Origin of the sequence: Comamonas terrigena NBRC 13299 (assembly GCF_006740045.1) — a bacterium.
GTDB classification, from domain to species: domain Bacteria; phylum Pseudomonadota; class Gammaproteobacteria; order Burkholderiales; family Burkholderiaceae_C; genus Comamonas; species Comamonas terrigena.
In genome coordinates, this window is sequence record NZ_AP019749.1 from 1,545,925 (window position 1) to 1,564,055 (window position 18,131).

Genomic DNA, 18,131 nt, shown 5'->3' on the forward strand with positions numbered 1-18,131 from the left:
CGCGGATGGGCGAGGTTGCTGTGCGGAAAGGGCACTGGATGGGCTGGCTGCGTCTGCTGGGAGCGCGTAGATGGCGCAGCTGGTGGCACGAAGGGGCCGGATGGCATGCACATGCCGCTGCCGATGTTGATGGCGATGCGCTTGCAGGCGCTTTGTACCGCACTCAACCCTGCTGTTTGTCCAGCCGTTTCAGGAACACCCCCAGCTCTTTCACCACCTGGGCATCGCCCTTGTCCTGGGCGCAGGCCAGGCCGTGCTCCCAGGCCTGGCGCGCGGCGGCTGGATCGCCTAGCGCCAGCTGGGTCTTGCCCAGCAGCTTCCAGGCCACGGAATAGTGCGGATCCAGTGTGGTGGCGCGCAGCAGGTGCTCCAGCGCAGTGGCGGGTTGTGCGTCGTCCAGGGCGGCTTTGCCCAGCGTGTAGCGCAGCAGTGCGGTTTCCTTGCCGGCATCCAGCAGAGCCTGCAGGCGTTGTGTCATGGGGTTCATGGTCCAGTCCCTCGCGCAATGCATGCGCTGGACACCATCTTGCCTGCGGTGCAGCAAACGCACGCGGTGTAGGGGCTGCCATCGGTGTCCTAAACCATCGATGGCAGTGCAGGCACTGCAGGCGCGGCCAGTCCGCCGTACAGTGAAGGTCTGCGACTCCAGGAGCGCTGCCATGCTCACGTTCACCTTGATGAAGCCCGAAGGCATTTTGCGCCTGCACCCCAGCGGCCCGCTGACCGAGCAGGACTTTGAGCGGCTGCGGACCGAGGTGGATGCCTATCTGATGGGCCACGCCCGGCTGAATGGGGTGCTGGTGCGGGCGGCCGAGTTTCCCGGCTGGGAGAACTGGGCCGGGTTCAGCGCCCACATGCACTTTGTGCACGCGCACCACAAGCGGGTGGAGCGCATAGCCCTGGTGACCGACAGTGCGGTGGCGGGCCTGGGCGAGTTTCTGGCCGAGCATTTCACTTCGGCCGAGGTGCGGCGTTTTCCGCTGGCCGATGAACGGCTGGCAATGCAGTGGCTGCAAGCGGCGTCATGATGGCCGGGCGGAAATGCCTTGGCGGCGGGTGGGCTGGGCTGCAGCCGTCCTGAAGGAAGAAGGCACGCAGCCACGCGCAGGCGTGCTCAGCGCATGCGCCAGCGCACCAGCGCGGCGGCTGCCACTAGCAACGCCGAGGCGCTGATCAGCACCGCGGTAAAGCCCTGGTCAAAGGCCGTGTGGGCGGCGTGCACCAGCGGCTGCGCAACGGCCGCGGGCAGGCCTTCGGCAGCCAGCAGTGCTTCGTCCAGGCTGTCGCGCACACTGGCGGGCAAGGCACCGGCCACTGCCGGGAGTGCCAGACTGTGGGCGTAGACCGCCGAGAGCATGCTGCCCATCAGCGTCACGCCCAGGGCGCCACCCAGCTCGTACGACACCTCTTCCACCGAAGCCGCCATGCCCGCGCGTTCGGGCGCGACGCTCATCAGGATGGTGGCCGACGCCGCTGTCATCGTCGCACCTACGCCAAAGCCCAGCACCGCCAGGCTCAGCACCTGCCATGGCGTGGCGGCCAGGTGCACCCACCAGTAGGCGGCCATGCCCAGGCCGGCCACCAGCAGCGCACGCGCCAGCAGCAGCGGGCTGCCCCAGCGGTGCAACAGCCGCCCGGCAATGGGGCCGGCCACAAACGCCGCCACCGGCAGGGGCAGCGTGGCCCAGCCGGCCTCCAGGGGGGAATAGCCCGCCACCAGTTGCAGCCGCTGGCTGAACACCAGCTGCATGCCCAGCAGCGCAGCCGACGAGGTCAGTGCAGCCACCACCGCCATGCTGAACGTCGGGTTGCGGAACAGTTCCAGGTCCAGCAGCGGGTGGGCGCTGCGGCGCTGGCGGTGCACAAAGATGGCCAGAAACGCCGTGCCCAGCAGCAGCGCCAGCAGGGCCATGGCCCAGTCCGGCACGGCCTTGCCTGCCTCCTTGATGGCGTAGGTGCAGGCCACCAGACCCACCATCACCTGCAGGCTGGCAATGCCGTCCCAGGGGCGCTGGCGGTCGCCGTGCGAGGGGGCGATATAGCGCCAGGCCAGGGGCAGCGTGACCAGCACAATGGGCACGTTGATCAGGAACACCGAACCCCACCAGAAATGCTCCAGCAGCGCGCCGCCCACCACCGGCCCGAAGGCCGCGCCGCCCGAGGCCACCGAGGCCCAGATACCGATGGCCAGGGCACGTTCCTTGTCATCGCCAAAGCTCAGTCGGATCACCGACAGCGTGGCCGGCATCATCATGGCGGCGCCCACACCCAGCAGTGCACGCGCGGCAATCAGCACGCCGGTGTCGGGTGCAAACGCCGCCAGCAGCGAGGCCGCACCAAACACCACCAGGCCCGACAGCAGCATCGTCTTGTGACCCAGCTTGTCGCCCAGCGTGCCCATGCCCAGCAGCAGGCCCGAGACGACCAGCGCGTAGATGTTGATGATCCACAGCTTGGCCGAGGCACTGGCCGCCAGATCGTGTGTCAGCCGGGGCAGGGCGGTGTAGAGCACCGTCATGTCGATGACGATCAGCAGCAGGGCCACGGACACAATGCCCAGCACCAGCCAGCGGTGGCGCGCGGCGGGAGCGGTGTGGAGGGGAGTGGAAACAGACAGAACCATGACAAAACCAATGCGTATCAGCCAGCGCTCCAGCTCTGCCGGTGCGCAATGACCGCATGATTCATCAATTAATTGATTTATAAAAGTTTGATTCAATCAATAAAATTGATGTATGGAATGGACACTTGAACGCCTGAACCAGTTTGTTGCCGTGGCCGAATGCGGCTCGATGACGCAGGCCGCACGCCGCCTGGGCCGGGCGCAGTCGGCCGTGAGCATGGCCATGGGCTTGCTGGAGGCCGATCTGGGCGTGGCGCTGTTCAGCCGTGCCGGCCGCAGCGTGCAGCTCACACCGGCCGGCAGCGTGATGCTGCTGGAAGCCCGCGCGCTGCTGCACCAGGCCCAGGCGCTGGAGCTGCGGGCCCGTGCACTGGCCGCAGGCCAGACCGCCACGCTGTGCATGGCGCTGGACGAGGCGCTGCCGTACCCGCCGATCGCCCGGTTGCTGCGTGAACTGGCCCAGCACTATCCGGCGCTGGAGCTGACGGTGCTCAACGGCACGGCTGCCGAAGTGGCGCTGGCCGTGCAAAGCCAGCGTGCCCAGCTGCGCTTTCAGTTTGACCGGGGGGTGGTCGGCGGACAGTTTGCCCAGCGCTCCGTGGCCAGCGTGCCGCAGATGGTGTGTGTGGCGCACGACCATCCGCTGGCCCGGCAGTCCCGCGTCAGCCGCCAGGCCCTGGCTGCGCAGCGTCAGTTGGTGATGTGCATCGAAGGCGTGGAGGAGCTGGTGCTCAGCCCCCGCGTGTGGCGTTCGGACAGCTTTTATGTGCTGGCCGACATGGTGGCCGATGGCCTGGGCTGGGCCATCCTGCCGCGCAACATCATCGAGTACGGTGAGGGGATCTCGCGCCTGACCGTGCTGCATTGCCCCGAGCTGCTGCTGCCTCCGCTGGCCGTGCGCATGCTGACGCTGCAAGGCGCCGTACTGGATGCCACTGCGCAGTGGATCCAGCAGCGCATGGCCGAGGTGCTGATGCCGGAGGGCCAGGGCCTGTTCACCTGAGTGCAGAAAATGCGTTGCGCCGCGGGAAGGCATGTCGGCCCTGGTGTGAACCGTTTTTTCTCCGAAAACCTTTGCGCAGACATCACGCATGGGGGCCCATGCAGACAGCCTCGTCAGCTCACTTTTCGGCATGAACGCCTGCGCCATGGCGTTCACCCGCTGACCTTCGGGCTTGTGCCCGCCGCCGATGCCCCCATCTGTGGCAGTCTGTGGACTTCTGACCTCCTTCGCGCCATGCCACTTTCCAATCCCTTGGCCCGTTTCTTTCGCAGCCCGGTTGTGGCCTACCCGCAATCGCCCCAGTTTGCGGGCGGGCGCTTTCGCAACATCCACCCCCGTCCTGCCCAGGGTCCACAACCCGGCGCCAAGGTGATGTGGGATTTCTTTTTCAACAAGCCGCGCAACTCGGAGCCGGCGGCACCACTGCCGGTGCAGCCGCTCACGCGCGCCCAGCTGGAGGTGGCGCCCGAGCGCAGCCTCTACCGCATCGGCCACTCCACCTTGCTGATGAAGCTGCGTGGGGGCTGGTGGATCACCGACCCGGTGTTTGCCGAACGTGCCTCACCGCTGGCCTTCTTCGGGCCCAAGCGCTTTCATGCACCACCCATTGCATTGGCGGAGTTGCCACCGTTGCGCGGCGTGCTGTTGTCGCACGACCATTACGACCACCTGGACCGCGCCACGGTGCGGATTCTGGCGGCCAAAACCGATCTGTTCATTTGCACCTTGGGCGTGGGGGACCGGCTGGTGGCATGGGGCGTGCCGGCCGCCAAGGTGCAGCAGTACGACTGGTGGCAGGGCACGCAGGTGGACGGGCTGCGCTTCACGGCCACACCGGCCCAGCACTTTTCGGGTCGCAGCCTGCGCGACGGCAACCACACGCTGTGGGCCTCCTGGGTGATCGAAGACCTGGAAAGCACGCAGCCGCTGCGCATCTTCTTCAGCGGCGATGGCGGCTACTTTGACGGTTTCAGGCAGATAGGCCGGCAGTTTGGCCCCTTCGATGTGACGCTGATGGAGACCGGCGCCTACAACGAACACTGGCCCTATGTGCACATGCACCCCGCGCAGACCGTGCAGGCCCATCAGGATCTGGGCGGCAAATGGCTGCTGCCCATCCACAACGGCACTTTCAATCTGGCCATGCATGCCTGGTGGGACCCGTTCGAGCGCGTGGTGGACCTGGCCGAGGCCCAGGCCATTGCCGTGGCCACGCCGCTGATGGGCGAGCGGCTGGACCTGGCCGCTCCCCATACCGGCGAGCGCTGGTGGCGGGCGCTGGTGCCGGTGGAGGAGGGGGAGCCCCGTACCGCGTGACACGGTGGCCCTGTGCATCGCCCATGCGGGGCCATGCACAGGGCGGCCCTGGTGGCGCAGACCTGTGCGGGTGGAGTGCAGGGCGATGGGCGGTGGGTCGGGCCCCCCGGAACGGGCGCTCAGTCCAGGCTGATATGGCTCTGGCGGATCACCTCGGCAAAGCGCTGGTGCTCGGCGGCAATGAACTGTTCCAGCTGTTTGCGGGTGGCGGGAAAGGGCGTGTAGCCAAAGCTCTGGAACTTGGCGCGCGCCTCGGGGGTGTCCAGTGCGGCCTGCGCATCCTGGCGGATCTGCTCCGCCACTGCGGGCGGCAGGCCGACCGGGGCCACCAGGGCGTTCCAGCCCGAGACTTCCAGCCCTTGCGGGCCACCGGATTCCCCCACAGTGGGCACATCCGGAAAATCGGGTGAGCGCTGCGGCGCCGCAATCGCCAGAAAGCGCAGCTTGCCCGCGCGCTGCAGCGGGCCGGCAGTGGCTGCGCTGCCCAGCGAGAAGTGCAGATCGCCGGTGGACACCGAGGTATAGAGCTGCGAGGTTTCCTTGAACACCACATGCTGCATGCGGGCGCCGGTGCGGGCGGCCAGCAGTTCGACCCCCAGGTGCACCGGGTTGCCCACCGACCAGGAGCCGTAGTTCAGCTGGCCCGGACGGGCCAGGGCATCGGCCACCAGCGCGCCCACCGAGGGGTAGGGGCTGTTCTGCGGAACCGTGATGAAAAAATAGGTCTTGAACAACGCCATCAGCGGCATGAAGTCGCGCTGCGGGTCGTAGGGCAGTTTTTTGAACAGGCTGGGGTAGGCAGACAGGTGCAGGCCGTCCAGCACGATCAGCGTGCTGCCGTCCTGTGGAGCGCGCTTGAAGGCATCAATGGCAATGAAGCCGTTGCCGCCGGGGCGGTTCTCCACCACCACCGGCTGGCCCCAGCGGCGCGCCAGGCCATCAGCCAGCAGGCGGGCCACACCGTCCGGGCCGCCCCCCACGGGGAAGGGGGTGATGATGCGCACCGGTTTGCCAGGGAAGGCAGGGGTGGGCGGGGCCGCATGGGCCGCAGCAAGCGGCAGCGTGCCCAGAGTTCCCAGCGCCAGGACAGCGCCCAGGGCCCGGCGGGTCTGTGCAAAACGAGAGAGCATGGTGCAGTGCGGTGGCCGCAGGTGGGGCAGCGGCCCGTTCCAAAAATGGGCAGCAGTGTACAAAAGCTGCTGCCGCGCCTGCGGCCTGCCGGCCCTGGTGGGGGCAAGGGTGTGGGGCGGTCCCAAGGGGCCGCTGCGTGCTAGGCATTTGCCCGCATTGCAGGATGCGGTGCGCAAAGGCCCTGGCGTGGCCGGCTGGCGGCCGGTACGCGACAATCGGCCCATGACGACCCCCTCTGCGCAGCAACCCCGCAACCCCTTGCACGGCATCACGCTGGAGCGCATCGTGACCGAGCTGGTGGACTACTACGGTTGGCCCGGCCTGGGCGACCGCATCCAGCTGCGCTGCTTCAATGTCGATCCCAGCATCACGTCCAGCCTGCGCTTTCTGCGCAAGACGCCCTGGGCGCGGGAGAAGGTGGAGGGGCTGTACCTGTTCATGTTGCGCGAGCAGCGGCGGTACGGGGAGCGCTGACACCTTCGCTTCTGCGGTGCGGTGGCCGCTGCTGCACCGGCAGCGTTGTGGCCTCGCAAGCCTGGGGGTGAAGACCGTCTGCGCTGCGGCGCACAACCGCTTCAGGTTCAGGCCTTGGGCTTGGCCTGGAAATGCACAAACTGTGGAAAGTGCTCGGCCACACCGGGGCCGTCAAAGTCCCAGCCTTTGCACTGGCCCAGATAGCGCGGCGGGGTGTCCGGGGCGGTGGTGAAGGCGCCGACAATGCTCTGGAAGGTGGCGGTGGCCATGCTTTGCAGCAGCTCGCGCATGTGGGTGCAGCCGGCGATGGTGCCCAGGTGCGTCTCGATCGACTTGCGCCAGCCGCGTGCCATGCAACTGCCCACCATCTTCTGCATGGCCTCCAGCGCGGCGGGGCAGCCACCCAGGGGGTGGGCATCCATCACGGCTTCGATGGACTGCACCACCAGCTGGGTGTTGACGGTGACGCGGATCCACATGTGGTGGATGGGGTCGCCTGCCTTGCGTATCCCGGGGCTGTTGACGCGGGGCACATCGACAGCCTTGGTGTCCAGCAGCTCGCCTTCGATGTCCCACAGCCCGTCCTCACGGACAAAGCTGTTGAAGTGGATGCGGCGGATATGCTGGGGCGTGCGGGCCACCGTGGGTGCGGACAAAGGCATGTGGGGCGTGGATGTCAAAACGCAGCTGCATAGGCCGTGTCTTATGAATTTGATAGCGTGATGGCGGCTGCTGCGTGCGGATGGCGCACAACAGCCTGATTTGATCTGCATCCTAGCGAAAAAGCCGGCGCCGCGCTGTCCGGTGCGGCTCAGTGTGCTGCAGCGCCGCGGCGGTCAGCCATGGCGGATGGCCACGGTTTTCAGCACCGTGAAGCCGTACAGCGCTTCAAACCCTTTTTCGCGGCCGTGGCCGCTGGATTTGACGCCGCCAAACGGCAGCTCCACGCCGCCGCCCGCGCCGTAGTTGTTGACGAAGACCTGGCCGCAGCGCAGTGCCCGCGCCATGCGGAACTGGCGCGCGCCGTCACGCGTCCACACACCGGCCACCAGACCGAAATCCGTGCCATTGGCCAGGCGGATGGCGTCGGCTTCATCGTCAAACGGCATGGCGGCCAGCACCGGGCCAAACACCTCTTCCTGCGCCAGGCGGTGGTCGGGTGGCACATCGCGCAGCAGCGTCGGAGCCTGGTAGAAGCCAGATTCGGGTGCTTCTTCCACGATCTGGCCCTGGGCCACGACCGGAATGCCGGCCACCTGCGCGTCCGACAGAAAGTCCCACACGCGCTGCTGCTGGCTCTGGCGGATCAGCGGGCCGACATCCAGGTCCATGGCGGCCGGGCCCACGCGCAGTGCAGCAAAGGCTTCGCCCAGCCGTTCGAGCAACGGTTCGTAGATGCTGCGCTGCACCAGCAGGCGCGATCCGGCCGAGCAGGTCTGGCCGGCGTTCTGCACGATGGCGTTGATGAGCGTGGGGATGGCGGCGTCCAGGTCGGCGTCTTCAAACACGATCTGCGGGCTCTTGCCCCCCAGCTCCAGCGTGACGGGCACATGGCGCTCGGCCGCAGCCTGCTGGATCAGCGTGCCCACATGGGGACTGCCGGTGAAGCTGAGGTGGTTCACATCCGGGTGGCGGGCCAGCGCATCGCCTGCCTCGTGGCCGTAGCCGGTGACGATGTTGATGCAGCCGGGCGGAAAGCCGGCCTCGGCTGCCAGCTGGGCCACACGCAGCACCGAAAGGCAGGCGTCTTCCGCCGGTTTGACCACGCAGGTGTTGCCTGCTGCCAGCGCCGCGCCCACGCAGCGGCCGAAGATCTGCATCGGATAGTTCCAGGGCACGACATGGCCGGTCACGCCATGGGGCTCGCGCCAGGTCAGCACGCTGTAGCCGTCCTGGTAGGGAATGGTGTCGCCGTGCAGCTTGTCGCAGGCCCCGGCATAGAACTCGAAGTAGCGCGCCAGCGCCAGGGTGTCGGCCTGGGCCTGCTTGGTGGGCTTGCCGCAGTCGCGCTGCTCCAGTGCCGACAGCTCCATGCCGTGCTCCAGCACCAGGGCGGACAGGCGGGCCAGCAGGCGTCCGCGCTCGACGGCCGGCGTCTTGCGCCACACGGTCTCGTAGCACTGGCGCGCCGCAGAGACTGCCGTGGCAATGTCTTCGGCGTTGCCGCGCTGGATGTCTTCAAATGGCTGGCCGTCCGACGGATCAATCACCGCGATCGTGCGGCCGGAGGTGGACGGGACGGAGGCGTTGGCGATGTAGTGGTAGAGCATGCCGGCCATTGTGGCGATCTGCGCGGGCGGCACCAGTCGCACAGCCATCATCGAGTTGCGCTGCCGCAAAGATGGTGGTCCGGCTGCGCAATCAGGTGCGCCGTTGATTTAGACAGGGAAAGAGCAGGGGGCTATTAATAGTGAAGCGCCTGGGAATTTCCCGCAGTCGGTGACCGGCCAGAGGCTGCGCGGGATGCCCCCAGTGGACAAATGGTGTCGGGCGCAGGAATATGCGCCGAAGTGAACAAGCGTGCTTTTTTGATTTTCTCTCACCTTTTCGCTCTGTAGCCCCAGCCGGAGACGCCCCATGAAAACCTTGACCGATCAGCTGTCGCAGTACGCCGACTACCACCGCGACCCGCGCAACATCCTGACCCATTTCTTTGGCGTTCCCATGATCCAGCTAGCCGTCGTGATCCTGCTGTCGCGCCCGGCCTGGGACATTGCCGCGCTGGGTGGGGTGCCGGTGTCGCCCGCCGTGATTGCCGCCATGCTGGCCTGCAGTTACTACCTGCTGCTGGACCTGCGCTACGGGCTGGCCATGGCCGCAGTGCTGGCCGCCATGCTGGCCGTGGCTGCGCCGCTGGCCCAGCAGGCCACCAGCGTCTGGCTGGTCTGGGGCCTGGGCCTGTTTATGGTGGGCTGGGTGATCCAGTTCATCGGTCACTATTACGAAGGGCGCAAGCCGGCTTTCATGGACGACATCGTGGGCCTGCTGATCGGTCCGCTGTTCGTGATGGCCGAAATGGGCTTTGGCCTGGGCCTGCGCCGCGAGGTGCAGCAGGCCATCGAAGCGCGCAGTGGCCCGGTGCGCCAGCGCCAGGCACAGGCCAACTGAGAGCGGGGGGGAGCAGGGGGGCACGTCGCCTGATCCGGCGCAGTGCGGCAGGCGCTGTGCCGGGCGGTGCGGATATTCCGTGCGGCTGCAAGAAGCCGGCAAGGGTGAACCCCTAAAATGCACGGGCTGGCCCCTTGCGGGCTTTTGTTTCAACCCACCCACACAGAACCATGTCTCTGAACAATGTGACCCCCGGCGCCAAGGCCCCTGAAGTCTTCAACGTCATCATCGAAATCTCGGCCAACTCCGCTCCCGTTAAGTACGAAGTGGACAAGGAAACCGGCGCCCTGTTCGTGGACCGCTTCATGGGCACGGCCATGCACTACCCCGTGAACTACGGCTATGTGCCCCAGACCCTGGCCGGCGACGGTGACCCGGTGGACGTGCTGGTGATGACTCCCTTCCCCCTGCCCAGTGGCGTGGTCGTGCCTTGCCGCGCGATCGGCATCCTGCAGATGGAAGACGAAGGCGGCGTGGACGGCAAGGTGCTGGCGGTGCCCACCCAGAAGCTGCTGCCTTCCTACGACAAGATCAACCACCTGAGCGATATCCATGAGCTGACCCTGCAGCAGATCGCTCACTTCTTCGAGCACTACAAGGACCTGGAAAAGGGCAAGTGGGTCAAGGTGCTGGGCTGGAAGGGCGTGGATGTGGCCCACAAGGAAATCACCGACGGCATCGCTGCCTACAAGGGCTGATCCGCCGCAGGCGGTATCCCTATTGTCAGAATGGTTGGACCGGTCGGCCTTCGCAGGCTGACATTGCCGGCCCCGGCTGCCTGGGTGACAGGCACGCCAAGCTGACACCATCGCCGCGAGAACGCGCGTTCCTCTTCGGGAATGCGCGTTTTTTTGTAACATCTGTCGGCTCGCCGTTGGTCGGCCTCTGCCGGGGCTTGGTGGTGGGCGGGTGCCGCTGGCACTCCTTACAACAAGGAGAGGGCGTATGTTGCGATGGTCTGATATGCGGGTGGGCACCAAGCTGTTTGGTGGTTTTGCCCTGGTCGTGTTCTTGACGCTGGTGGTAGGTGGGCTGTCGCTGTGGCAGCTCCAGCGGCTGAATGCCGCAATGGAAACGGTCAGCAACCATTCCATGCCCAGCGTGGCGGATACCGGCAATCTGCGCGGCCAGTGGAACCGCTTTCGCCGCATGGAAGCCGGCATCCTGAATGCCAACAGCCTGCAGGAGGTGCAGAGCATCACCAAGCAGTCCGAAGCGCTGCTGCAGCTGATTCAGGGCGTGGAAAAGTCCTATGACTCGCTGCCCCGTTCCGAGGCCGAAAAGCAGCTGATGCAGTCCTACCAGCAAAACCGCAGCGCCTATCTGGACACCCATGCGCAATTCCTGAAGGAGGCGCAGGCCAAGGATTACACCCAGGGCAGCGGGGATCTGTTGCTGGGCGACACCGTCTCCAATCTGTATGCCGGCCAGGCGGAGGTGAGCTTTGTGGCTCTGGCCGAGACCGTTGGCAAGCTGATGAAGCACAGCCTGGACGAGGCCGACCGTACCCGCACGGCGGGCCAGCAGGTCTATGCCGCCGCCTGGTGGTGGGTGGTGGCCGGTATGGCGGCCAGCGTGGTGCTGGCGCTGCTGTGCGCCTGGCTGGTGACACGTGCCGTCACGCGGCCGGCATCGCAGGCGGTGCAGGTGGCGCGCCGCATTGCCCAGGGCGACCTGGCGGAGACCGTGCCGCAAGGCGGCAAGGACGAAATGGGTGCGCTGCTCAATGCCTTGAGCGCCATGCGCGACAGCCTGGGTGAAGTGGTGGAACATGTGCGCCACAACGCGGAATCGGTGGCCACGGCCAGCAGCGAAATTGCCCAGGGCAACAGCGACCTGTCCAGTCGCACCGAAGAGCAGGCCAGCGCGCTGCAGCAGACCGCGGCGGCCATGGCCCAGCTGGGCTCTACCGTGCGGCAGAATGCCGAAAGCGCCCGCCAGGCCAACCAGTTGGCGATGAGTGCCTCGACCGTGGCTGTCCAGGGTGGTGAGGTGGTGGGTGAGGTGGTCAGCACCATGCGCGGCATCAACGACAGCAGCCACAAGATTGCCGACATCATTGGCGTGATCGATGGCATTGCCTTCCAGACGAATATCCTGGCGCTGAACGCCGCCGTGGAAGCGGCCCGCGCCGGTGAGCAGGGCCGCGGCTTTGCCGTGGTGGCCGGGGAAGTGCGTACGCTGGCCCAGCGCAGTGCCGAAGCGGCCAAGCAGATCAAGCTGCTGATCGACGAAAGCGTGCAGCGGGTCCAGACCGGCAGCCAACTGGTGGACCGCGCTGGTGCCACCATGACCGAAGTGGTGGGCGCCATCCGCCGCGTGACCGATCTGGTGGGTGAAATCACGGCGGCCAGTGCCGAGCAAAGCGAAGGCGTGTCCCAGGTGGCCGATGCCATCACCCAGATGGACACCGCCACCCAGCAGAACGCCGCGCTGGTGGAGGAAAGCGCTGCAGCGGCCGACAGCCTGCAGCGCCAGTCCGGCGATCTGGTGCAGGCCGTGGCACGTTTTCGCACCGCCGGTGGCGCGCAATGGGCGGCTCCGGTGGCCGCGGTGGCCCCTGTACCGCCGGCCGCTCCGCGCAGCGCTGCTGCACCTGCCATCCCCGTATCTGTTTCTGCCGAAGCCCCTGCGCCGCAACGGGCCCAGGCCGGCCTCCCATCTGGACCCACTCCCGTGCGTGCCACGTCGGCCAAGGCGGCGCTCCCGACTGCCGCGGCAACCACGGCCACTGCGGACGACGAGTGGGAGCAGTTCTAACGCCTTTTCCGCACTGCACCGCTCCGGCCAGCCGCGTTGCGTGCATCCATGTCTGAATGGCCACAAAGCAGGCCGTTCCTCCACCCCATGCCACCGCCCCGGTGCATGGGGGTTTTTTGTGGGCCGGTCTGGAGGCGCGCTGTGCCTGCCTGTTCTGTGGCGCAGGGAGGCTCTGCCGTCCGGCCCTGGGCGCAGGACGGGCGGGCTGCTGCGGCAGCTTGCTGGCACGCTCCCTGCATTAGCCTGCGGTATATGGGCCTGGTGCGGGTGTCGGCATGTTCAGGACCGTTTGGCCGCAGGCCGGGGAGGGTAAAGATGACGCAGCACCATGCCGCCAGCAGCGGCTTTTCCGAGTGCCTGACCTTTCGCCTGGGCAAAGAGGAGTACGGCATCGACATCCTGCGGGTGCAGGAGATCCGTTCCTATGAAACGCCCACCCGCATCGCCCACGCCCCGGCGTTCATCAAAGGGGTGATCGATCTGCGCGGTGTGATTGTGCCCATCGTGGACCTGCGCCTCAAGCTGGCCTGTGCCAGCTCCGAGTACACGCCGTTCACGGTGGTGATCATCCTGAATGTGGCCCAGTCGATGATGGGCGTGGTGGTGGATGCCGTGGCCGACGTGGTGCAGATCCCGCACGAGGCGCTGCGACCCGCGCCGCAGTTCCAGGATTCGTCCCAGGTGGATGGGGCTTTCATCAAGGGCATTGCCAAGGTGGGCGAGCGCATGTTGATCGTGGTGGACATCGCCGCCATGCTGACAGCGCAGGACATGGGCGTGTTGCGCACGGCAGCGCACGCGGCCTGAAGCGCCGGTCGGCCCATCAACATTGGCATGGTGCGCCGCAGCACCGTCATGGAATGGGATACACAACAGGGAGGGAAACATGCAGAACTGGAAGATATCAACGCGGCTGGCCGCAGCATTCGGGATGCTGGTGGTCTTGCTGCTGGGTGTGGCCGGCGCGGCGCTGCTGCAGCTGTCGACACTGAACGCTGTCACCAAACAGATCACCAGCAACAACCTGATCAGTGTGGAGCTGATCAACAAGCTGGGGGCTCACATCATCGAGGCGCGCTTGCTGGAGCTGCGCCATGTGTACAACGAGAGCCCGGAATACAAGGCCAGCATCGAGCAGCAGATGACCAAGCTGCAGGGCGACATGGATGACATCAAGGCCAGATATGCACCGCTGGTGGATTCCCCGGCCGAACGCAGCGCCTACGAAACCCTGCTGGCCCAGCGCAAGGAATATGTGGTGCTGATGGAGCGGCTGTTTCGGCTGTCGCGCAGCGGGGAGAGCGACAAGGCCCGCGAGTTCATGAACGGCGAGTCGCTCCAGCTCTACAACGCCTCGTCGGCCACGCTGGACACGCTGCTCGAAATCAATACCAACGATGCCAACAGTGAGTCGCGCAAGGCCGATGCCGCTTTTTCCAACGGCGTATGGGTGATGGGTGTGGCCGTGCTGCTGGCGCTGGCACTGTCCGTGACTGCGGGTCTCTGGATCACCCGTTCCATCCGCACACCGCTGCAGCGTGCCGTGGCCCTGGCCGACAGGGTGGCGGGCGGCGATCTGAGCAGCCGCATCGAGGTGCACACCACCGACGAGCTGGGCCAACTGTTCTCCGCCTTGCAGCGCATGCAGTCCAGTCTGGCAGAGACGGTCAGGGCAGTGCGCCGCAATGCCGAAGGCGTGGCCTCCGCCAGCAGCCAGATCGCCAACGGCAATGCCGATCTGTCCAGCCGCACCGAAGAGCAGGCCAGCTCGCTGGAAGAAACAGCGGCCTCCATGGAAGAGCTGGGCTCCACCGTGCGCCTGAATGCGGAGAATGCCCGCGAAGCCAACCAGCTGGCCCGCACGGCGGCCGATGTGGCGGTGCACGGCGGCGATGTGGTGGGCGAGGTGGTGACCACCATGCGCGGCATCAATGACAGCAGCCGCAAGATCGCCGACATCGTGGGGGTGATCGACTCCATTGCCTTCCAGACGAATATCCTGGCGCTGAACGCCGCCGTGGAAGCGGCCCGTGCTGGCGAGCAAGGCCGCGGTTTTGCCGTGGTGGCCAGCGAGGTGCGCTCGCTTGCCAGCCGCAGTGCCGCAGCGGCCAAGGAGATTGCGGCGCTGATTTCCGAAAGCGTGGGCCGGGTGGAGCAGGGCACGGTACTGGTCGACAAGGCCGGAAACACCATGGCCGAGGTGGTGGACTCCATCCAGAAGGTGACCGCCATCGTGGGCGAGATCAGCACCGCCAGCGCTGAACAGAGCCAGGGCGTGACCCAGGTGGGCGAGGCTGTGTCACAGATGGACACCGTCACCCAGCAGAATGCCGCCCTGGTGGAGGAAAGCGCCGCTGCGGCCGACAGTCTGCGCCGCCAGGCCCAGGAGCTGCTGCAGGCGGTGGAGGTCTTCCGCCTGTCCGACAGTGAAGTGCACCATGGCGCTTCCAGCGCATCGGTGGCCTTCGCGGCAGTGCCGGCGCAGCCGCCCAGTGTGGGATCGCGGGGGCGTGTGCTGGGGCTGCGCAAGAAGACCGCTGCCATGGCAGTGGCCACCGACGTGTTCTGAACGCCTGGGCCCGCAGTGGGCCCCGCCAACGTCCCTGGGCGTCCCTGGAGACTCTAACCAGCGCTGTGGCGCAGGGGGCTGTGGGCTTGCAGTTCCTGCAGATAGTGGGCCATGCCTTCGCCCTCGCGTTCCAGAAAATGCTCCACCGCATCGGCAAATGCCGGGTGGGCCAGCCAGTGGTAGCTGGCCGTGGCCACCGGCAGCAGGGCGCGTGCCATTTTGTGCTCGCCCTGGGCGCCGCCTTCAAATGCCGCCAGCCCGTGCTGGATGCACCACTGCAGCGGCTGGTAGTAGCAGGCTTCAAAGTGCAGGCAATCCACCCGCTCCAGCGCCCCCCAGTAGCGGCCATAGGCCGTGGCACCGTGCAGTGCGGCGGTGGGCGCTGGCAGGGCCAGATGCGCCAGCGTATCCGCAGCGCACGCTTCGCCATGGCGGTCGTTTGGGCCGGGTGTGGCATCCGCGCTGACCGCAATCAGGCTGCATGCCATGCGCTGGCCGCCGCGTGCTGCCACAAACAGCACCCAGTGGCCGGGCAGGTCCTGCGCCATGCGGGCGAAGAAGTCACGGTTCAGATACGGTGGGTTGCCATGCTCATGGTAGGTCTGGGCATAGCAGCGGTAGAAGAAGTCCCAGTCGGCCGCGCGGATCTGCCGCCCCGCCTGCACCTGGAACTGCACACCGGCCTGGGCCACGCGCTGGCGTTCCTGGCGGATTTTCTTGCGCTTGGCCTGCTGCAGCTGGGCCAGGAAATCATCGAAGTCGGCATAAGGGCCGCTCGTGGGGTTGCAGGCCGCTTCGGCAGGCGGGGCGTGAGGGGCCATGGAGAGGGGCGAGGACCGGTTTTGCCAGTGAAACTGCACGCCGGCGCGCGGCATCCAGCCCACTTGTTGCAGAGCGGCATGGTCTGCCGCATCCCCGAACAGCACATGGGCGGACGACAGCTGCTGTGCGGCACACCAGTCCTGCACGGCCTGCACCAGCTGCACACGCAGCGCGTCGCTGGCGGCCAGCAGCCGGCTGCCGGGCACGGGCGTGAAGGGCACGGCCACCACGGCCTTGGGGTAGTAGGCCAGGCCATGCTCGTGGTAGGCGCGGGCCCAGGCCATGTCGAACACATATTCACCCCAGGAGTGGGCCTTGAGGTACAGCGGGCAGGCGGCCACCAGTTGCTCGCCATGCGGCCCGGTGTGCCACAGGGTGATGAAGTGCGCATCCCAGCCGGTTTCCCGCACGGCGCTGCCGCTGTCCTGCATGGCTGACAGGTAGGCGTGGCGCATGAAGGGGGTGGGGGTCATCTGCAGTGCCAACAGGGCATCCCAGGCCGTTGCTGCAATCTGCTGCACGGAGGTAAACACGCGGGTGATAATGGGCTTTTCAGTCATGCGGGGCGCAGGCAGGGTCTCGTTCCGCACAGTTTATGCAGGCCGCTTCGGCCCCAATGCCTTCCATGACGCTTTCTATTCGCATCGCCCAGCTGAATTTTGTCGTGGGCGATCTGCCCGGCAATGCCCAGAAAATCATCGATGCCGCCACCCAGGCCTATGCCGACGGTGCGCAGCTGCTGCTGACGCCCGAGCTGGCACTGAGCGGCTATGCGGCCGAAGACCTGTACCTGCGCCCGGCCTTCCAGGCGGCTTGTGACCGCGAACTGGAGCGCATCGCCCAGGCCACGCTGTCCTGGCCGGGTCTGGCGCTGGTGGTGGGGCACCCCACGGTGGTGGACTACCCTGAAGAGCGCCGCCGCTACAACACTGCCAGTGTGCTGCGCAGCGGTGTGGTGGAACGCAGCTACCACAAGCAGTGTCTGCCCAATTACAGCGTGTTCGACGAGCAGCGCCACTTTGTGCCGGGTGACCGCAGCTGTGTCATCGATCTGGCCGGCGTGCGCGTGGGCCTGCTGATCTGCGAAGATGCCTGGCAGCCGGCACCCGCCATGGCCGCCAAGGCCGCCGGTGCCCAGTTGCTGGCGGTGCTCAATGCGTCGCCTTTCCACCACCACAAGCAGCAGGAGCGCGAGCGCGTGCTGGGCCAGCGCGCCGCCGAAACCGGCTTGCCGCTGGTCTACGCCCATCTGGTGGGGGGGCAGGATGAACTGATTTTTGACGGCGGCAGCGTGGCGGTGAGCGGGCAGGGCTCCGTGGTCGTGCGCGGGCCCTCGTTCCGTGAGAGCCTGGTGGCCCTGCGCGCCACGGTGGTCCAGGGGGCGGTGGAGCTGGCAGGCGACATTTGCCCGGAGCAGACGCCCGATGCCGCCCTGTGGGATGCCCTGGTGCTGGGCGTGCGCGATTACCTGGGCAAAAACCGTTTTCCCAGCGCCGTCCTGGGGCTGTCCGGTGGTATCGACTCCGCCCTGGTGCTGGCGATTGCCGTGGACGCGCTGGGCAAGGACAAGGTGCGCACGGTGATGATGCCTTCGCCCTACACGGCCGACATCAGCTGGATTGACGCCCGTGACATGGCCGAACGCCTGGGCGTGCGCTATGACGAAATCGCCATCGCACCGCAGTTCGAGGCCTTCAAGGCAGCACTGGCCAGCGACTTTGCCGGTCTGGCAGAAGACACCACCGAAGAGAATCTGCAGGCCCGCATTCGCGGCACGCTGCTGATGGCCTTGTCCAACAAGCATGGTTCCGTGGTGCTGACCACGGGCAACAAGAGCGAAATGGCCACCGGCTACTGCACGCTGTATGGCGACATGGCGGGCGGCTTTGCCGTGATCAAGGATGTGCTCAAGACCCGGGTGTTCGACTTGGCGCGCTGGCGCAATGCCAACGACCCTTACGGCACCGGTGCCAATCCGATTCCGGAACGCATCATCACCCGCCCGCCCAGCGCCGAGCTGCGCCCGGATCAGAAGGACCAGGACAGCCTGCCATCGTATGAGGTGCTGGATGCCATCATCGTCCGCTACATGGAAAATGACGAGCCTATGGCATCCTTGGTGGCCGACGGTTATCCTGCTGCGGATGTGGACCGGGTCACGCGGCTGATCCGCATCAACGAGTACAAGCGCCGCCAGGCGCCGGTGGGCATCCGTGTTTCGCCGCGCAGCTTCGGCAAGGACTGGCGCTACCCGATTACCAACGCGTTCCGGGCCTGAAGCCCGTGGGCGCACCGCAAATTTCACAACCTAGCTCTGGAGTAAT

Annotated in this window: 16 protein-coding genes; 10 read left to right on the plus strand and 6 right to left on the minus strand. The window is 66.5% G+C overall.

The features are described 5' to 3' along the window. Positions 1-163 precede the first annotated feature (163 nt). The gene (locus tag CT3_RS07110; RefSeq protein WP_083520399.1) at positions 164-487 is read right to left on the minus strand and encodes a tetratricopeptide repeat protein; all 324 of its coding nucleotides are present in this window, start codon (positions 485-487) and stop codon (positions 164-166) included. 172 nt (positions 488-659) lie between these two features. Here CT3_RS07110 and CT3_RS07115 point away from each other — a divergent pair, with 172 nt between their 5' ends. Beyond that, positions 660-1,028 (plus strand): SpoIIAA family protein, encoded by a 369-nt coding sequence (locus CT3_RS07115; RefSeq protein WP_066535723.1) that lies wholly within the window; start codon positions 660-662, stop codon positions 1,026-1,028. 86 nt (positions 1,029-1,114) lie between these two features. Here the strand turns inward: CT3_RS07115 and CT3_RS07120 are convergent, their stop codons facing one another. Further along, positions 1,115-2,623: an MFS transporter gene (locus tag CT3_RS07120; RefSeq protein ID WP_066535716.1), complete on the minus strand. Its 1,509-nt coding sequence runs from the start codon at positions 2,621-2,623 to the stop codon at positions 1,115-1,117. Between the two features lie 112 nt (positions 2,624-2,735). On the opposite strand from CT3_RS07120, the gene CT3_RS07125 reads away from it, so the two are divergent. Both CT3_RS07125 and CT3_RS07130 read left to right on the plus strand, forming a co-directional pair. After that, entirely contained in the window at positions 2,736-3,626 is an 891-nt protein-coding gene (locus CT3_RS07125) for a LysR family transcriptional regulator (protein WP_066535702.1), read from the plus strand. 234 nt (positions 3,627-3,860) lie between these two features. Next, positions 3,861-4,943, plus strand: a complete 1,083-nt coding sequence (locus CT3_RS07130; protein WP_066535692.1) for an MBL fold metallo-hydrolase — start codon at positions 3,861-3,863, stop codon at positions 4,941-4,943. 119 nt (positions 4,944-5,062) lie between these two features. Here the strand turns inward: CT3_RS07130 and CT3_RS07135 are convergent, their stop codons facing one another. Next, positions 5,063-6,073, minus strand: a complete 1,011-nt coding sequence (locus CT3_RS07135; RefSeq protein WP_066535689.1) for a Bug family tripartite tricarboxylate transporter substrate binding protein — start codon at positions 6,071-6,073, stop codon at positions 5,063-5,065. 223 nt (positions 6,074-6,296) lie between these two features. Between CT3_RS07135 and CT3_RS07140 the strand changes: the two genes are divergently transcribed. Beyond that, positions 6,297-6,548, plus strand: a complete 252-nt coding sequence (locus CT3_RS07140) for a VF530 family protein (protein ID WP_066536230.1) — start codon at positions 6,297-6,299, stop codon at positions 6,546-6,548. Positions 6,549-6,655: 107 nt separating this feature from the next. On the opposite strand, the gene CT3_RS07145 is transcribed toward CT3_RS07140, so the two are convergent. Then, positions 6,656-7,210 carry a DUF2889 domain-containing protein gene (locus CT3_RS07145; RefSeq protein ID WP_066535684.1) on the minus strand — a complete coding sequence of 185 codons (555 nt, stop codon included), beginning with the start codon at positions 7,208-7,210 and terminating at the stop codon, positions 6,656-6,658. Between the two features lie 174 nt (positions 7,211-7,384). Further along, positions 7,385-8,818, minus strand: coding sequence for an aldehyde dehydrogenase family protein (locus tag CT3_RS07150; protein ID WP_066536223.1), 1,434 nt, complete (start codon positions 8,816-8,818; stop codon positions 7,385-7,387). 307 nt (positions 8,819-9,125) lie between these two features. Between CT3_RS07150 and CT3_RS07155 the strand changes: the two genes are divergently transcribed. The 5 genes from CT3_RS07155 to CT3_RS07175 all read left to right on the plus strand — a co-directional run bounded on the left by CT3_RS07155 (position 9,126) and on the right by CT3_RS07175 (position 14,985). Beyond that, positions 9,126-9,656: an Mpo1 family 2-hydroxy fatty acid dioxygenase gene (locus CT3_RS07155; RefSeq protein ID WP_066535682.1), complete on the plus strand. Its 531-nt coding sequence runs from the start codon at positions 9,126-9,128 to the stop codon at positions 9,654-9,656. Positions 9,657-9,826: 170 nt separating this feature from the next. Next, positions 9,827-10,354 (plus strand): inorganic diphosphatase, encoded by a 528-nt coding sequence (gene ppa, locus CT3_RS07160; RefSeq protein ID WP_066535678.1) that lies wholly within the window; start codon positions 9,827-9,829, stop codon positions 10,352-10,354. Positions 10,355-10,601: 247 nt separating this feature from the next. Further along, the gene (locus CT3_RS07165) at positions 10,602-12,416 is read left to right on the plus strand and encodes a methyl-accepting chemotaxis protein (protein ID WP_218568121.1); all 1,815 of its coding nucleotides are present in this window, start codon (positions 10,602-10,604) and stop codon (positions 12,414-12,416) included. 315 nt (positions 12,417-12,731) lie between these two features. Next, positions 12,732-13,223 carry a chemotaxis protein CheW gene (locus tag CT3_RS07170; protein WP_066535677.1) on the plus strand — a complete coding sequence of 164 codons (492 nt, stop codon included), beginning with the start codon at positions 12,732-12,734 and terminating at the stop codon, positions 13,221-13,223. Positions 13,224-13,302: 79 nt separating this feature from the next. Continuing rightward, positions 13,303-14,985, plus strand: a complete 1,683-nt coding sequence (locus CT3_RS07175) for a methyl-accepting chemotaxis protein (RefSeq protein ID WP_083520398.1) — start codon at positions 13,303-13,305, stop codon at positions 14,983-14,985. Between the two features lie 53 nt (positions 14,986-15,038). On the opposite strand, the gene CT3_RS07180 is transcribed toward CT3_RS07175, so the two are convergent. Next, positions 15,039-16,367, minus strand: a complete 1,329-nt coding sequence (locus CT3_RS07180) for a GNAT family N-acetyltransferase (protein ID WP_066535670.1) — start codon at positions 16,365-16,367, stop codon at positions 15,039-15,041. 65 nt (positions 16,368-16,432) lie between these two features. On the opposite strand from CT3_RS07180, the gene CT3_RS07185 reads away from it, so the two are divergent. Then, positions 16,433-18,085, plus strand: a complete 1,653-nt coding sequence (locus CT3_RS07185; protein WP_066536217.1) for an NAD+ synthase — start codon at positions 16,433-16,435, stop codon at positions 18,083-18,085. The last annotated feature ends 46 nt before the right edge of the window (positions 18,086-18,131 follow it).

What these genes read in the sequence shown, in the direction of transcription:
- CT3_RS07180 (WP_066535670.1), bottom strand. Translation starts at nt 16,367, where the DNA reads ATGACTGAAAAGCCCATTATCACCCGCGTGTTTACCTCCGTGCAGCAG.
- CT3_RS07170 (WP_066535677.1), top strand. Translation starts at nt 12,732, where the DNA reads ATGACGCAGCACCATGCCGCCAGCAGCGGCTTTTCCGAGTGCCTGACC.
- CT3_RS07150 (WP_066536223.1), bottom strand. Translation starts at nt 8,818, where the DNA reads ATGCTCTACCACTACATCGCCAACGCCTCCGTCCCGTCCACCTCCGGC.
- CT3_RS07175 (WP_083520398.1), top strand. Translation starts at nt 13,303, where the DNA reads ATGCAGAACTGGAAGATATCAACGCGGCTGGCCGCAGCATTCGGGATG.
- CT3_RS07145 (WP_066535684.1), bottom strand. Translation starts at nt 7,210, where the DNA reads ATGCCTTTGTCCGCACCCACGGTGGCCCGCACGCCCCAGCATATCCGC.
- ppa (WP_066535678.1), top strand. Translation starts at nt 9,827, where the DNA reads ATGTCTCTGAACAATGTGACCCCCGGCGCCAAGGCCCCTGAAGTCTTC.
- CT3_RS07125 (WP_066535702.1), top strand. Translation starts at nt 2,736, where the DNA reads ATGGAATGGACACTTGAACGCCTGAACCAGTTTGTTGCCGTGGCCGAA.
- CT3_RS07185 (WP_066536217.1), top strand. Translation starts at nt 16,433, where the DNA reads ATGACGCTTTCTATTCGCATCGCCCAGCTGAATTTTGTCGTGGGCGAT.
- CT3_RS07120 (WP_066535716.1), bottom strand. Translation starts at nt 2,623, where the DNA reads ATGGTTCTGTCTGTTTCCACTCCCCTCCACACCGCTCCCGCCGCGCGC.
- CT3_RS07115 (WP_066535723.1), top strand. Translation starts at nt 660, where the DNA reads ATGCTCACGTTCACCTTGATGAAGCCCGAAGGCATTTTGCGCCTGCAC.
- CT3_RS07140 (WP_066536230.1), top strand. Translation starts at nt 6,297, where the DNA reads ATGACGACCCCCTCTGCGCAGCAACCCCGCAACCCCTTGCACGGCATC.
- CT3_RS07130 (WP_066535692.1), top strand. Translation starts at nt 3,861, where the DNA reads ATGCCACTTTCCAATCCCTTGGCCCGTTTCTTTCGCAGCCCGGTTGTG.
- CT3_RS07135 (WP_066535689.1), bottom strand. Translation starts at nt 6,073, where the DNA reads ATGCTCTCTCGTTTTGCACAGACCCGCCGGGCCCTGGGCGCTGTCCTG.
- CT3_RS07165 (WP_218568121.1), top strand. Translation starts at nt 10,602, where the DNA reads ATGTTGCGATGGTCTGATATGCGGGTGGGCACCAAGCTGTTTGGTGGT.
- CT3_RS07155 (WP_066535682.1), top strand. Translation starts at nt 9,126, where the DNA reads ATGAAAACCTTGACCGATCAGCTGTCGCAGTACGCCGACTACCACCGC.
- CT3_RS07110 (WP_083520399.1), bottom strand. Translation starts at nt 487, where the DNA reads ATGAACCCCATGACACAACGCCTGCAGGCTCTGCTGGATGCCGGCAAG.